Genomic DNA, 13,717 nt, shown 5'->3' with positions numbered 1-13,717 from the left:
TTTAAATATATTGGGAGGATTTAAGATGTCTCAGGCTGAGGACTACTTAGATGGACTATTAAATTCAATAAACAAGGCTAAGACTGATGCTGAACAGGTCAAGGAAAATGCTGAAAGAAAGCAACAGGAATTTGTTGAAAACAGGCAGCAGGTAGCACCCGATGAAGATTTCTTTACAGCAACAGGTATTGACGTTCAACAAACAAAAGGTAAAAGCTCACATCCTTACCTCAGGAAAATACTTTCTGAGGAGGATTTCTTGCGCAAATTTGAAGAAGAACTGGAACATGAGGATGTTGATTTGTTCCTGTCAGAGTTTGAGCAGGAAATCGACAATGAAGAGCAGCTTTTTGAAAATACAGGAAGCGGACTTGATAACGAAGATGTTGTAGATAAGCTCATCAATGATATTGATGATGTTGTAAATACAGAAGCCAAGAAAATGGAAGAGGCTGAAGAGCCAGCAGAAGAATCGGAAGCTGCAGAAGATGCTGGTGGCGAGGCTGAAGAGCAGCTGGATGCATTCCCTGAGCTGACAGAGGATTCTGATTCAGGTGAGGCTGGAGAAGAACAGGAAGATGATGGTGATGATTTAAAGCTTCCTGATGACGATGACATTGATTTATCTCAGTTTATAGAAGAATCTGATGAGGATGAGGAATCAGGGGACGCTGGCGAAGATGCTGGCGAGTCTGAGGATGATGACTTTGGATTTTCACTTGATGATGCGTTAGATGACTCTGCTGAGGAGGAACCTCTCGATGAATCCATGAAGGAATTTATGCCTGATGAAATGGATGCATTGGATGAGGCAGAGTATGGAGAGGGCGAAGAGCCGGATCTTTCTGGTGAAGGTGATTTGGACCTTGATAATATCTTAGAGGGCGATGACGACCTTATGGATATTCAGTCACTGTTAAGTGGTGACGAGGAAGGCGCTCCTGAAGCTGGCGAAATAGATGAATCAGCGGAAGCTGCCGCTGAGGAGCCAGCAGGTGATGGAGGCAAGAAGGACAAAAAGAAAAAAGATAAGAAAGAAAAGAAAAAGAAGGAAAAGGGCGAAAAGAAGCCTAATCCATTTTTAGAGAAGCTTTTACTACTTATCTTTGGTGCACCTGATGAGGATGAAATAGCTGAAGCGGAGGCAGAGGCTGCCGCAGCAGCTGCAGCTACAGTGGAAATTACCTATGATGAGGAAGGTAATCCAATAATTCCTGAGGGCGGTGTTCCTGAGGATCCAAAGGAAAAGAAAAAGCGAGAAAAAGAAGAGAAGAAGGCTGCAAAAGAGGCTGCCAAGAAGGAGAAAGAAGCTGCAAAGAAGGAAAAGGATGCAGCTAAAAAAGAGAAGCCTGCCAAGCCGCCTAAGCCAAAAAAGGAAAAGAAACCTAAAGAACCTGACAATTCTCCTAAAATTCCTATTTCCATTATTGCAACATTTTTGGTATTATCAATATCAATAATTGGTGTTGTATTGGTTGGAATGACCTTCACAGGTTTGAAGCGTCATATGGCTCAGGCAAGAGAGTTGTTTGATCAGGGTAATTATATTGCGGCTTACGAGAAGCTTAATGGTTATGATTTCAGATCCGATGAAAAGGTTGAGCTTCTTCGAAATCAGTCCAGAACTCTGGCAGACTTACAACAGTGCCAGGACGAGTATACTACCTTTATGAACTACAAGATGTATAACTACGCGTTAGACTCATTGATTAAGGGATTAGGTAGATACGAGAAGTATAAAGATGATGCCGTTGAATATGGTATCGCAGATGAGTACGATGCATTCGGTAATAGTATTATTATCGAGCTGGAGCAGGACTTCGGTCTCACTGTGGACGAGGCCATGGCTATTTATAAGCAACCAAACCGACATTATTATACAATCGAACTTAGAAAAGTGCTTAGAAAGCTAGGGTTACCGGACACATGATAGCAATACTTGATTACGATGCAGGAAATATTAAAAGTGTAGAAAAAGCATTTGGAATCCTTGGTGAGGAGACTATCCTCACCAGGGATTTTAGTGTAATTGAAAAGGCCGACCGCCTGGTATTACCAGGAGTCGGCTCTTTTGCTGATGCTATGGAGCATCTGAAAAAATATGAATTGGATAAGGCTATAAAAGACTATGTTCAAAGCGGCAAGCCATTTATTGGAATCTGCCTTGGTCTTCAGCTTTTATTCGAATCCAGTGAGGAGTCACCTGGAGTAGAAGGATTACACCTTCTCGACGGCGTGGTAAAGAGAATTCCTGACGGACCTGGTATTAAGGTTCCTCATATTGGCTGGAATTCATTGGATTTCCCAAATAAGGGCAAGCTTTTTGAAGGAATTGACGAAGGAAGCTTTGTATATTTTGTGCATTCATATTATCTTGAGGCAGCAGATCTTTCTATTGTAAAGGCCACCACAGAATACGGCTGCCACATTCATGCCTCAGTTGAAAAGGACAATATTTTTGCATGCCAGTTCCACCCGGAAAAATCATCAACAGTGGGACTTCAGATACTTAAAAACTTTGCTAGATTATAGCCTTCCCCTTGAGGGGCTGAGATGATGCTTTAGCATTATCTGCCACCCTGGCGAAGGGAAGGTGCCCCGCAGGGGCGGATGAGGTGTTAAAATGTTTACTAAGAGAATTATTCCTTGTTTAGATGTAAAAGATGGGCGTGTCGTTAAAGGTGTCAACTTCGTCAACCTACGTGACGCAGGAGACCCGGTAGAAATAGCCGCAGCCTATGATAAGGCCGGCGCAGATGAGGTGGTATTTTTGGATATCACTGCATCTTCAGACCACAGAAACACAGTAGTTGATATGGTTCGCCGTGTGGCAGAGCAGGTATTCATTCCATTTACAGTAGGCGGTGGTATCCGTACTGTAGATGATTTCAAAGCTCTTCTCAGAGAGGGAGCAGATAAAATCGCAGTTAACTCAGCAGCCATTGACAATCCTCAGCTTGTGGCTGATGCAGCTGACAAATTTGGAAGTCAGTGTGTTGTAGTTGCCATTGATGCAAAAAGAAGAGAAGATGGCGGTTTCAACATTTATAAGCACGGTGGTCGTCTTGACTGTGGTATCGATGCAGTCGAATGGGCTATTCAGGTAGAAAAATTAGGAGCTGGCGAGATTCTTCTTACATCTATGGATCAGGATGGAACAAAGGCCGGCTTTGATATCGAGCTTACAAAAGCTATTTCATCATCTGTAAATATTCCAGTTATCGCTTCCGGCGGAGCAGGTACAATGGAGCATTTTAAAGAAGCTCTCACAGTGGGTGGAGCAGAGGCAGCACTTGCAGCTTCATTATTCCACTACAAAGAAATGGAAATCTTAGACCTCAAGCGTTATTTAAGGGACAATAGCATACCAGTGAGGTTATAGAATTAACAGTTTTTACACATTATTATTGTATTATAATGAAAACTATAGACATGATGGGAACAGGATGTTCAGGTTTATAATTCAAAGGAGTGATGTTTATGTCTTTAACTGTTAATTCTTTTGGAAGCGAATCTATTTATTCATTGTTTGGCGGTTCTTCCAACAGCTCAAGCTCTATTTTTGGTGGCTTGGAAGCATCAATTAACAATCTCGCACAGATTAGATCAGGTTCATATGCAAAGCTGGTTAAGTCCTACTATGCAAAATATGATTCTGAGGGAAATCTGAAATCCGATTCCAGCGTTAAATCAAAAGAGAAGGTTTCTAATCTCAGTGGTATCAGAAATGATGCATCTAGCCTTAATAAAGCTACAGATGTTCTTTTAGCCAAGGGCAAGAATTCAATCTGGGAGCAGGTTGAAACAGAAGATGCTGATGGCAAAGTTACCAAGGATTACGACAAAGATAAAATCTATAATGCAATAAATAATTTTGCGAAGGCTTATAACGACCTTGTAGACAGTGGTCAGGAAGCTGAGGGCATGGGTGTCCTTACACAGGTGGCTGCAATGGTTACCACATCTCAGAAAGCAGCTTCTACACTTGGCAAGGCGGGAATCACCATCGACAGCAAGAATCATCTGAATGTTGATGAGGATTTCTTAAAAAATAAAGCAACTATGACATACGTTAAAGATTTGTTCAGTGGCACTGGCAGTTATGCATACCAAATTGCCACAAAGGCATCTATGACTAATTCATATGCCAGCACTTCACTTGCAGATATTACAGGCAAAAAGTCCTACACAAGTCAGGGCTCTTACTCATTATCTGCAGATGATATTGTAAGCAAATTTGATCAGAGTACATAAGCAATTTTTTGTAGACTTATTACCAGGGTTCGGTTATAATTTTGGGCGGAAAATGTAATTAAGGAGGAACCCATGGTAGTAAAATCTTTAGCTAGAGAATTATCAGAAACCAGTTACCCAGGCAGAGGCATTGTCATTGGTAGATCGTCGGATGGAACCAAGGCTGTCACTGCCTATTTTATTATGGGACGTTCTGAGAATTCCAGAAACAGAGTATTTGTTGAGGAAGGGGAAGGCATCCGCACAGAGGCATTCGACCCTTCAAAGCTTACAGACCCAAGTCTCATTATCTATGCACCAGTTCGAGTACTTGGAAACGACACCATAGTTACAAACGGAGATCAGACTGACACAATCTATGAGTATATGAAGTCTGGTGAGACATTTGAGCAGACACTTAGAAGAAGAGAGTTTGAGCCAGACGGCCCTAATTTCACACCTCGTATTTCAGGTCTTCTTCACCTTGAAAACGGACAGTTTTCTTATATGATGTCAATTCTTAAATCTAACATGGGTGATTCTGATTCATGTAATAGATACACCTTTGATTATTCTAATCCTAAGGCCGGTTCAGGTCGTTTTATTCACACTTATATGGGCGATGGAAATCCACTTCCTTCATATGAAGGCGAGCCTACACCAATTGAAATATCAGGAAATATCGATGAGTTCACCGATATGATTTGGACAAATCTTAATTCAGAGAATAAGGTTTCACTTTTCGTGCGCTACATTGATATCGCTACAGGTGCTAAGGAAACCCGTATCGTAAATAAAAATATTAGAAATTAAGGAGAAGTAATGCTATGAAAGAATTGGAGTTAAAGTATGGTTGTAACCCTAATCAGAAGCCTTCAAGAATTTTTATGGAAGAGGGAGAACTTCCAATTGAGGTGCTTTCAGGAAAGCCAGGTTACATCAATTTCTTAGATGCATTTAATGGTTGGCAGTTAGTTTCAGAGCTTAAGAAGGCTACAGGTCTTCCAGCTGCTACATCTTTTAAACATGTTTCACCAGCAGGTGCTGCTGTGGGACTTCCTCTTTCAGATGTTGAAAGAAAAATCTACTGGTGTGATGATTTAGATATGGAGTTCACTCCACTTGCAAATGCTTACGCAAGAGCAAGAGGCGCAGACAGAATGTCTTCATTCGGTGATTTCATTTCTCTTTCAGACGTTTGTGATGTTGCAACTGCAAAGCTTATTAAGAGAGAGGTTTCTGATGGTGTTATCGCACCAGGTTACGAGCCAGAGGCCCTTGAAATCTTAAAGGCTAAGAAGAACGGAAACTATGCAGTTATCAAGATTGATCCAAATTATGTTCCAAAGCAGCTTGAGCGCAAGGAAGTTTTTGGTATCACTTTTGAGCAGGGTAGAAATGAGTTGGTGATTAATGATGATTTCTTCGCTAATATTGTTACTGATAATAAAGAACTTACTGAACAGGCCAAGATAGATCTTGCTATCGCAATGATCACTCTTAAGTATACACAGTCAAATTCAGTATGTTATGTAAAAGATGGTCAGGCAATCGGTATCGGTGCTGGTCAGCAGTCACGTATCCACTGTACAAGACTTGCAGGTCAGAAGGCAGACAACTGGTGGCTTCGTCAGTCTCCAAAGGTACTTGGTCTTGATTTCGTTGATGGAATTAAGCGTGCTGACAGAGATAATGCAATCGACCTTTACATCGGAGATGAGTTTGAGGATGTTATTGGTGATGACGTATGGCAGAAGACTTTCAAGACTCGTCCAAGCGAGTTTACAAGAGCTGAAAAGCGTGCATGGCTTGATAAGCTTACAGGTGTTTCTGTAGGTAGTGATGCATTCTTCCCATTCGGCGACAACATCGAGAGAGCACACAAGTCAGGTGTTCAGTATGTTGCTCAGCCAGGTGGTTCTGTAAGAGATGACAATGTAATTGAGACATGTAACAAATATAACATGGTTATGTCGTTCACAGGCCTTCGTCTTTTCCACCACTAATCATTTAAAATGTCCAAAATGCTTGCAAATATCGTATTTTCTGATATAATAGCATTGTTATTGAAGAGAGCGACTGAAGAGAGAGCAATATTTGCTCTCTCTTTGTTTATGTTCTTTTCCAAAGGGTTTAAATGCTGCAAAGGAAGGCAGCATTTAAATCTGCTTGCAGCAGACAGCATATTTTTTTCAAAATATGCTGCCATATACAGACTACATTAAGCTGATGCTTAATGCAGTCTTACAACTGAATAAGGAGGACATTATGTCAAAACACACCGATTACGAAAAACGTACGGAAGAATTGATTACTCCTATTCTTGACGAGTTAGGCTTCGAGCTCTATGACGTTGAATACGTTAAGGAGGGCGCAGATTATTATCTTAGAGCCTACATCGATAAGGAAGGTGGAATCACAATTGATGATTGCGTAGACGTTAGTCGTCGCATGAATGAGTTACTTGATGCAGAGCCACAGATTGGCGGTGACGAAGGTTACATTTTCGAAGTCAGCTCACCAGGTCTTGGCCGCATTCTTAAAAAGGATAAGCATTTTGAAAAAGCTATAGGACTTGATGTAGATATTAAAACCTACAAGCCTGTTAATGGTGCCAAGGAGTTCACAGGAGCTCTTAAGGCCTTCGATAAGGACACTCTTACAATTGAGTTTGAGGATGGCACAGAAGTATTTAACAGATCAGATGTTGCACAAGTCAGATTATCAATAGATTTTTAGTGAATATAGGAGGAAATATGGCAGCAAATACAAATGATTTTTGGGAAGCCCTTACAGATCTTGCAAAAGAGAAAAACATCAGCATGGATGTTTTAATCGAGACTATCGAGAATTCGCTTCTCATTGCATGTAAGAACAATTATGGAAAGGCTGATAATGCATCAGTTGAAATCGACAGAGCTACTGGCGAGTATCACGTATATCTTGCTAAGACAGTAGTTGATGAGGTTATGGATCCAGTTGAGGAGATTTCTCTTCCAGAGGCCCAGAACCTTGATGGAAAGTTACAGGTAGGCGATATCGCACGTATCGAGGTTAAGTCTAAGGACTTCGGTCGTATCGCAGCTACAGCAGCTAAGAACACTATTACACAGAAGATTCGTGAGGAAGAGCGCAAGGTACTTTACGAGGAGTACTATGAGCTTCAGCACAAGGTTGTTACTGGTGTTGTTACACGTTTCTCAGGAAACAACATTCACGTTAACCTTGGTAAGCTTGAAGGCTTCCTTTCAGAGTCTGAGCAGGTTAAGGGCGAGTACTACAAGCCACAGGACCGTATTAAGGTATACATTGTTGAAGTTAAGACATCTAACAAGGGACCACGTATCCTTGTTTCTCGTACTCATCCAGAGCTCGTTAAGAAGCTTTTCGAGGAAGAGGTTTCAGAGGTTAGAGATGGCATCGTTGAGATCAAGTCTATCTCTCGTGAGGCTGGCAGCCGTACAAAGATTGCTGTTTGGTCAAACGATGAGGATGTAGATCCAGTAGGTGCTTGCGTAGGTCAGAACGGTGCACGTGTTAATGCTATCGTTAACGAGCTTCGCGGTGAGAAGATTGATATCGTTGAGTGGGATGAGAACCCTGCTTACCTCATTGAGAATGCACTTTCACCTGCAAAGGTTGTTGCAGTTATCGCTGACGCAGATGAGAAGACAGCTCGTGTAGTTGTTCCAGATTATCAGCTTTCACTTGCTATTGGTAAGGAAGGTCAGAATGCTCGTCTTGCAGCTCGTCTTACAGGCTTCAAGATCGATATCAAGAGTGAGACACAGGCTAAAGAAGCTGGTGACTTCCTTGATTACGATGAGGAATATGATGATGACGAGTACTATGATGAGGAAGAGTACTACGATGAGGATGGCGAGTATGATGAGGATGCTGAGTACGAAGAGGAGTACGAGGAGTCTGAGTCAGAAGAGTCTTCAGAGGAAGAGTAAATGACTGGTAAAGTGTTACCTCTCAGAAAATGTGTTGCCTGTGGCCAGATGATTCCAAAGGACCAGCTATTTCGCGTGGTCAAAATCGATGGTCAGGCACAGCTTGATTTAAGCTATAAGGCTCAGGGCCGCGGCGCTTATGTTTGTAAGAAAAATGAGTGCGTTGCCCTTGCTGAAAAGAAAAAGTCATTTAACAGAGCGTTAAGGGGACTTGTTTCTGGAGAGGTGATTAACAGCATAAAAATGGAGTTAGAAAATGGCAGTAGATAAAGGACTAAACATGATTAGCATGGCTATGAAGGCCGGTCGTCTTGTCAGCGGCGAGTTCGCATGCGAGCAGGCTATTAAAGAAGGTCTTGGAAGTTTGTGCATTGTTGCTACAGACGCATCAGCTAATACTAAGAAATCATTTTCAAATTCCTGTGAATTCTACGACGTTAGATACGTAGAATACGGAACCAAAGAATCTTTAGGTCATGCAATTGGTAAAGAATATCGGGCATCCATTGTAGTGTGCGATGAAAATTTATCCTTAAGCATTCTAGATAAGATACTGAAGTAGATGAGGAGGATATTAGATGGCAAAAATTAAAGTACATGAATTAGCCAAGGAGCTTGGTAAGGAAAGCAAGGACGTCATCGCTTTTCTTGAGTCAAATGGCATAGAAGCAAAAGCAATGAGTGGTATCGAGGAGGATATGGCTGCAAAGGTCAGATCTAATTTTGGTGCTGCAAATGCAGATAAGAAGGCAGAGCCAAAGAAGGCTCATGTTGATAAAGAGGGAAATCCTGTTAAGAAGGCTCGTCCTGTTGACAAGGATGGAAATCCAGTAAAGAAGAAGAAAAACGTATTCGTAGTTACTCGTGACAGAGATGACAGAAGAAGACGTGGTTCTGATTCTTCAAGAAACGAAAACAGAGATAACAATAATGGACAGAAGAAGGCTCCAGCACAGCAGGCTCAGCCAAGAGGCCCAATCAGACCTCGTTCATTTGCTGATGGTGTTCGTCCATCACAGAGAGCCAGTGCTCAGTCTCAGGATACAGAGTTCGTATCAAAGAAGAACAATGCTGAGGAAGTTCAGGAGCGTCCAGCAAGAAAGGAACGTCCAGAGCGTTCAGAGCGTCCAGAGAGAAATGATCGTCCAGAAAGACGCGACAACAGACAGGAGCGTCCAAACAGAGACGGTGGCGACAGACCAGCAAGAGGCGACAGACCAGCTGGAAAGCGTCCAGAGAGAAACGACAGAGGTGACAGACCAGCAAGACCAGATAACCGTGGTGACAGAAATTCTCGTCCATCACAGAATGCTGCTCCAGATATGGCACCTTCTTCAAACGCTAAGGGCGGACGTCGTGACGACAAGAAAAAGAAGAACGGAAATAACGATAGAGAGAACAACTTAGGCGGCAAGAAGCAGGAGCGTTACATCAATCTTGAGAAGAATGGTGGAAAGAAGAAAAAGAACAATGCTCCAAAGGCTCCAGAGCGTAATATGGACGAAGTTCTTACTATCACAATTCCAGATAGAATTACAATCAAAGACCTTGCAGATAAGATGAAGGTTCAGTCATCTGCAGTTGTTAAGACTCTTTTCATGAAGGGCAAGATGGTTACTGTAAACCAGGAGGTTGATTTTGATGAGGCTTCTGAGATCGCTCTTGAGTTCAACTGTATCTGTGAAGAGGAAGAAAAGGTAGATGTTATCGCTGAGCTTCTTAAGGAAGAGGAAGAGGATACAACTAACTTCCCATCACGTCCACCTGTTGTCTGCGTAATGGGTCACGTTGACCACGGTAAAACATCACTCCTTGATGCTATCCGTGATACAAAGGTTACAGACCGTGAGGCTGGTGGTATCACACAGCACATCGGTGCTTATACAGTTTCTATTAATGATCAGGATATTACATTCCTTGATACACCAGGTCATGAGGCCTTCACAGCAATGCGTATGCGTGGTGCTAACTCTACAGATATCGCTATCCTTGTAGTAGCTGCTGATGACGGTGTTATGCCTCAGACAGTAGAAGCTATCAACCATGCTAAGGCTGCTGGCATCGAAATCATCGTTGCTATCAACAAGATTGATAAGCCAAACGCAAACATCGACAGAGTTAAGCAGGAACTTTCTGAGTACCAGCTTATTCCTGAGGATTGGGGCGGAAGCACAGTATTCTGTCCAGTTTCAGCTCACACTAAGGAAGGTATCGACAACCTTCTCGAGATGATTCTTCTTACAGCAGAAGTACTTGAGCTTAGAGCTAATCCAAACCGTAAGGCTCGTGGTCTTGTTATCGAGGCACAGCTTGATAAGGGACGTGGTGCTGTAGCTACAGTACTTGTTCAGAAGGGTACACTTCACGTTGGTGATCCTGTTGCCTGCGGTAGCTGCTATGGTAAGGTTAGAGCTATGCTTGATGATACAGGCGCACGTGTTAAGAGTGCAGGTCCTTCAGTTCCAGTTGAGATCCTTGGTCTTTCTGAGGTTCCAAACGCTGGTGAAGTATTAATGTCATTTGATTCTGAGAAGGAAGCTCACTCATTTGCTGATACATTCGTTGCAGAGCACAAGAACAAGCTCGTTGAGCAGACTAAGTCTAAGATGTCTCTTGACGCTCTCTTCAGCGAGATTGAGTCAGGTAACCTTAAGGAACTTGATATCATCGTTAAGGCTGACGTTCAGGGTTCTGTTGAGGCTGTTAAGCAGTCACTTGAGAAGCTTTCTAACGAGGAAGTTGTTGTTAAGACTATCCACGGCGGTGTTGGTACAATCAACGAGTCCGATGTAGTTCTTGCATCTGCTTCAAACGCTATCATCATCGGTTTCAACGTTCGTGTTGATCCACAGGCTAAGATGACAGCTGACAGAGAAGGCGTAGATCTTCGTCTCTACAAGGTAATCTACGATGCAATCAACGATGTTGAGTCTGCTATGAAGGGTATGCTCGATCCAATCTTCGAGGAGAAGGTTATCGGTCATGCTGAGGTTCGTCAGATCTTCAAGGCTTCAGGTGTTGGTAACATCGCTGGTTCATATGTAACAGATGGTTACTTCCAGAGAGATTGTATGGTTCGTGTCACACGTGAAGGAAATCTTATCCACGAAGGAAAGCTTGGTTCTCTTAAGAGATTCAAGGATGACGTTAAGGAAGTTAAGACAAACTTCGAGTGTGGTCTTGTTATTGAAGACTTCAATGATGTTCAGGAGATGGATATCATCGAGGCATACATTATGGTTGAGGTACCAAGATAATGAGAAAAAATTCAGTTAAAAATACCCGCATTAACGAAGAAGTTATGCGAGAGCTTAGCAATATCATTCGTCTTGAGGTTAAGGATCCACGTATATCACCAGTTACATCGGTGGTATCTGTGGAGGTTGCCCCAGACTTAAAGACTTGCAAGGCATATATTTCAGTTCTCGGGGATGATGAGGCAGTTAAGAAGACTCTCGAGGGTCTTAAGAGCTCAGCTGGATTCATCCGCCGTGAGCTTGCTCACAGAATCAATCTCAGAAATACTCCTGAGATTACATTCGTAAGCGACCAGTCAATTGCTTACGCTGCAAAGATGAGCAAACTTATTGATGAGGTAAATGCACCTCTTCACGCTAAGGAAGAAGAGTAAAAGGAGACAGGACTATGATAGACAACTTTAACGAACTTTTATCTGAATCAAAGGTAGTAGGAATAGGAGGCCACATCCGCCCAGACGGCGACTGTGTAGGCTCTACTATGGCCATGTACAATTACATTGTCACCTACTACCCAGAGATAGAAGTTCATGTCTATCTTGATCCTATTCCTAATATTTTTAAATTCTTCAAAAATGCTGACAAGATTGAAGACATTCATACTGTTTCAGCAGATAAGCATTTTGATTTATTCATCGCTTTAGATTGTAGCGATGGTGGAAGACTTGGGGATGTTTACCCATTCTTCGAGAAGGCAACACACACCGTTTGTATCGATCATCACATGACAAACGGCGGTTTTGCTGAGTTTAGTTATATTATTCCTGATGACAGCTCTACCTGTGAGCTTGTTTTCAATCAGTTTGGTAAGGATAAAATCACTAAGGACATTGCAGAATGTCTTTATACAGGTATTATCCATGATACAGGTGTATTTCAGTATTCCTGCACTACAGAATCCACAATGGATGCTGCAGGCTTCCTTATGACAAAGGGAATCGATTACTCTAAGATTTGCACTGACACATATTATGCCAAGACTATGATTCAGAACAGAATGCTTGGAAAGGCTTTACTGGGCTGCAAGACATTCGAAGACGGCAAGATTATTGCTGCAGTTATTACAGCAGAAGATATGGCAGAATTCGGTGCACAGAGCAAGCATTTAGAGGGTATTGTTCAGCAGCTACGTGACACTACAGGTGTTGAGGTTGCGATTTTCCTTTACGAGCTTGAAGATGGCGATTTCAAGGGAAGCACAAGAGCCAGCGGAGATGTAGATCTTACAGTTATCACTGGTGTTTACGGTGGCGGCGGACATAAAAAGGCTGCAGGATTTTCCGTTACAACAAAAGAGCCATGGAAGATTGTCGATGAGATAGTTGAAATGGTAAAAAAACAATTTAATGAGTTAGGAATTAACTAATGAATAGTGGCATTATCAATGTCTATAAGGAGGCGGGGTTCACATCCTTTGATGTGGTTGCCAAGCTTCGTGGCATTTTAAAAATAAAGAAAATAGGTCATACTGGCACACTTGATCCTGATGCGACAGGTGTGCTTCCTGTTTGTATAGGTAAAGCTACAAAGCTTTGCGATATGCTTACCGACAAGGATAAGGTTTATGAGTGCGTAATGCTTCTCGGTGTAGAGACAGACACTTACGACATGAGTGGTCGTATCTTGGAAAAGAAGTCTGTTGATGTGAGCGAAGAGCAGGTACAGGAAGCATTATCTTCATTTGTTGGAGATATCATGCAGGTTCCACCTATGTATTCGGCCTTAAAGGTCAACGGTAAAAAGCTTTATGAGCTTGCAAGAGAGGGCAAGGAGGTTGAGCGTAAGCCTCGCCCTGTTACAATTTTTAGCATCGATGTTCTTTCAATGAATCTTCCTGAGGTTTCCATCAGGATTCATTGCAGCAAGGGTACATATATCCGTTCCCTTTGCCATGATGTGGGAGAAGTCCTTGGTTGTGGCTGCGCAATGAAGTCTTTGGTACGCACCAGAGTCAGCCAATTCGACATTTCTGATGCAAAAACTTTAGATGAAATTGAAAGAATAGTTAAAAATGGCAAATTAGATGGTATAATGTTGCCAATAGCCTCGGTATTCGACGGCTTAGGTACTGTTTTTGTGATTCCTACTGAGGAAGCACTTAAGCAGGCTATCAACGGCGGAAAGATACCAGCTGCCAATGTTTTCGCAGAGGCGGTTAGTAGCTTTGAAGATGGTGAGAGATATCGTATCTTCTTACCTGACAACAGATTCCTTGGGATTTACGTATATGAGGAATCTCAGTTTATTTTGGAGAAAATGTTTTTGGAATAA

General features: G+C 42.3%; 15 protein-coding genes. 14 read left to right on the top strand and 1 reads right to left on the bottom strand.

The features are described 5' to 3' along the window. Nucleotides 1-25 precede the first annotated feature (25 nt). From G592_RS16345 to G592_RS0110955, 6 genes are all read left to right on the top strand, one after another. Nucleotides 26-1,930 carry a hypothetical protein gene (locus G592_RS16345; protein ID WP_036952719.1) on the top strand — a complete coding sequence of 635 codons (1,905 nt, stop codon included), beginning with the start codon at nucleotides 26-28 and terminating at the stop codon, nucleotides 1,928-1,930. Then, a complete protein-coding gene (hisH, locus tag G592_RS0110975) occupies nucleotides 1,927-2,532 on the top strand; it encodes an imidazole glycerol phosphate synthase subunit HisH (protein WP_028247863.1) in 606 nt (201 codons plus the stop codon). Before G592_RS16345 ends, hisH begins: the two co-directional genes overlap by 4 nt. A 91-nt stretch (nucleotides 2,533-2,623) precedes the next feature. Next, nucleotides 2,624-3,382, top strand: coding sequence for an imidazole glycerol phosphate synthase subunit HisF (gene hisF, locus G592_RS0110970; RefSeq protein ID WP_028247862.1), 759 nt, complete (start codon nucleotides 2,624-2,626; stop codon nucleotides 3,380-3,382). A 98-nt stretch (nucleotides 3,383-3,480) separates the two neighbouring features. Further along, nucleotides 3,481-4,254, top strand: coding sequence for a hypothetical protein (locus tag G592_RS17115; protein ID WP_051194885.1), 774 nt, complete (start codon nucleotides 3,481-3,483; stop codon nucleotides 4,252-4,254). A 72-nt stretch (nucleotides 4,255-4,326) separates the two neighbouring features. Continuing rightward, nucleotides 4,327-5,046, top strand: a complete 720-nt coding sequence (locus G592_RS0110960) for an IMP cyclohydrolase (protein WP_028247861.1) — start codon at nucleotides 4,327-4,329, stop codon at nucleotides 5,044-5,046. Nucleotides 5,047-5,060: 14 nt separating this feature from the next. Next, nucleotides 5,061-6,239 (top strand): phosphoribosylaminoimidazolecarboxamide formyltransferase, encoded by a 1,179-nt coding sequence (locus G592_RS0110955; RefSeq protein WP_028247860.1) that lies wholly within the window; start codon nucleotides 5,061-5,063, stop codon nucleotides 6,237-6,239. Here the strand turns inward: G592_RS0110955 and G592_RS0110950 are convergent. Further along, nucleotides 6,236-6,442, bottom strand: coding sequence for a hypothetical protein (locus tag G592_RS0110950; RefSeq protein ID WP_028247859.1), 207 nt, complete (start codon nucleotides 6,440-6,442; stop codon nucleotides 6,236-6,238). The genes G592_RS0110955 and G592_RS0110950 overlap by 4 nt on opposite strands. A 59-nt stretch (nucleotides 6,443-6,501) precedes the next feature. On the opposite strand from G592_RS0110950, the gene rimP reads away from it, so the two are divergent. Genes rimP through truB form a run of 8 tightly spaced genes read left to right on the top strand, consistent with a single transcriptional unit; the run spans nucleotide 6,502 to nucleotide 13,717 of the window. Beyond that, on the top strand, nucleotides 6,502-6,972 hold the full coding sequence (gene rimP / locus G592_RS0110945; RefSeq protein WP_028247858.1) for a ribosome maturation factor RimP: 471 nt from the start codon (nucleotides 6,502-6,504) through the stop codon (nucleotides 6,970-6,972). Nucleotides 6,973-6,989: 17 nt separating this feature from the next. Further along, nucleotides 6,990-8,189: a transcription termination factor NusA gene (gene nusA / locus G592_RS0110940; protein WP_028247857.1), complete on the top strand. Its 1,200-nt coding sequence runs from the start codon at nucleotides 6,990-6,992 to the stop codon at nucleotides 8,187-8,189. Then, nucleotides 8,190-8,459: an RNase P modulator RnpM gene (gene rnpM, locus G592_RS0110935; protein ID WP_028247856.1), complete on the top strand. Its 270-nt coding sequence runs from the start codon at nucleotides 8,190-8,192 to the stop codon at nucleotides 8,457-8,459. It begins immediately after the preceding gene. Continuing rightward, nucleotides 8,446-8,751 carry a L7Ae/L30e/S12e/Gadd45 family ribosomal protein gene (locus tag G592_RS0110930; RefSeq protein WP_028247855.1) on the top strand — a complete coding sequence of 102 codons (306 nt, stop codon included), beginning with the start codon at nucleotides 8,446-8,448 and terminating at the stop codon, nucleotides 8,749-8,751. Before rnpM ends, G592_RS0110930 begins: the two co-directional genes overlap by 14 nt. A gap of 16 nt (nucleotides 8,752-8,767) precedes the next feature. Continuing rightward, nucleotides 8,768-11,446, top strand: coding sequence for a translation initiation factor IF-2 (gene infB, locus G592_RS0110925; protein ID WP_081660398.1), 2,679 nt, complete (start codon nucleotides 8,768-8,770; stop codon nucleotides 11,444-11,446). Beyond that, nucleotides 11,446-11,820 (top strand): 30S ribosome-binding factor RbfA, encoded by a 375-nt coding sequence (gene rbfA / locus G592_RS0110920; protein ID WP_028247853.1) that lies wholly within the window; start codon nucleotides 11,446-11,448, stop codon nucleotides 11,818-11,820. The genes infB and rbfA overlap by 1 nt, the downstream gene beginning before the upstream one ends. A 14-nt stretch (nucleotides 11,821-11,834) precedes the next feature. Next, nucleotides 11,835-12,812 (top strand): DHH family phosphoesterase, encoded by a 978-nt coding sequence (locus tag G592_RS0110915; protein ID WP_036952715.1) that lies wholly within the window; start codon nucleotides 11,835-11,837, stop codon nucleotides 12,810-12,812. Continuing rightward, nucleotides 12,812-13,717 (top strand): tRNA pseudouridine(55) synthase TruB, encoded by a 906-nt coding sequence (truB, locus tag G592_RS0110910; RefSeq protein WP_028247851.1) that lies wholly within the window; start codon nucleotides 12,812-12,814, stop codon nucleotides 13,715-13,717. Before G592_RS0110915 ends, truB begins: the two co-directional genes overlap by 1 nt.

This window comes from Pseudobutyrivibrio ruminis CF1b, from assembly GCF_000424005.1.
Lineage (GTDB): Bacteria > Bacillota > Clostridia > Lachnospirales > Lachnospiraceae > Pseudobutyrivibrio > Pseudobutyrivibrio ruminis_C.
The sequence above is the reverse complement of the archived record's forward strand: the minus strand, read 5'-3'. Positions and strand labels throughout refer to the sequence as shown.

Bases quoted from the DNA above. Each gene is read 5' to 3' on its own strand.
- G592_RS16345 (WP_036952719.1), top strand. From the start codon at position 26: ATGTCTCAGGCTGAGGACTACTTAGATGGACTATTAAATTCAATAAAC.
- hisH (WP_028247863.1), top strand. From the start codon at position 1,927: ATGATAGCAATACTTGATTACGATGCAGGAAATATTAAAAGTGTAGAA.
- hisF (WP_028247862.1), top strand. From the start codon at position 2,624: ATGTTTACTAAGAGAATTATTCCTTGTTTAGATGTAAAAGATGGGCGT.
- G592_RS17115 (WP_051194885.1), top strand. From the start codon at position 3,481: ATGTCTTTAACTGTTAATTCTTTTGGAAGCGAATCTATTTATTCATTG.
- G592_RS0110960 (WP_028247861.1), top strand. From the start codon at position 4,327: ATGGTAGTAAAATCTTTAGCTAGAGAATTATCAGAAACCAGTTACCCA.
- G592_RS0110955 (WP_028247860.1), top strand. From the start codon at position 5,061: ATGAAAGAATTGGAGTTAAAGTATGGTTGTAACCCTAATCAGAAGCCT.
- G592_RS0110950 (WP_028247859.1), bottom strand. From the start codon at position 6,442: ATGGCAGCATATTTTGAAAAAAATATGCTGTCTGCTGCAAGCAGATTT.
- rimP (WP_028247858.1), top strand. From the start codon at position 6,502: ATGTCAAAACACACCGATTACGAAAAACGTACGGAAGAATTGATTACT.
- nusA (WP_028247857.1), top strand. From the start codon at position 6,990: ATGGCAGCAAATACAAATGATTTTTGGGAAGCCCTTACAGATCTTGCA.
- rnpM (WP_028247856.1), top strand. From the start codon at position 8,190: ATGACTGGTAAAGTGTTACCTCTCAGAAAATGTGTTGCCTGTGGCCAG.
- G592_RS0110930 (WP_028247855.1), top strand. From the start codon at position 8,446: ATGGCAGTAGATAAAGGACTAAACATGATTAGCATGGCTATGAAGGCC.
- infB (WP_081660398.1), top strand. From the start codon at position 8,768: ATGGCAAAAATTAAAGTACATGAATTAGCCAAGGAGCTTGGTAAGGAA.
- rbfA (WP_028247853.1), top strand. From the start codon at position 11,446: ATGAGAAAAAATTCAGTTAAAAATACCCGCATTAACGAAGAAGTTATG.
- G592_RS0110915 (WP_036952715.1), top strand. From the start codon at position 11,835: ATGATAGACAACTTTAACGAACTTTTATCTGAATCAAAGGTAGTAGGA.
- truB (WP_028247851.1), top strand. From the start codon at position 12,812: ATGAATAGTGGCATTATCAATGTCTATAAGGAGGCGGGGTTCACATCC.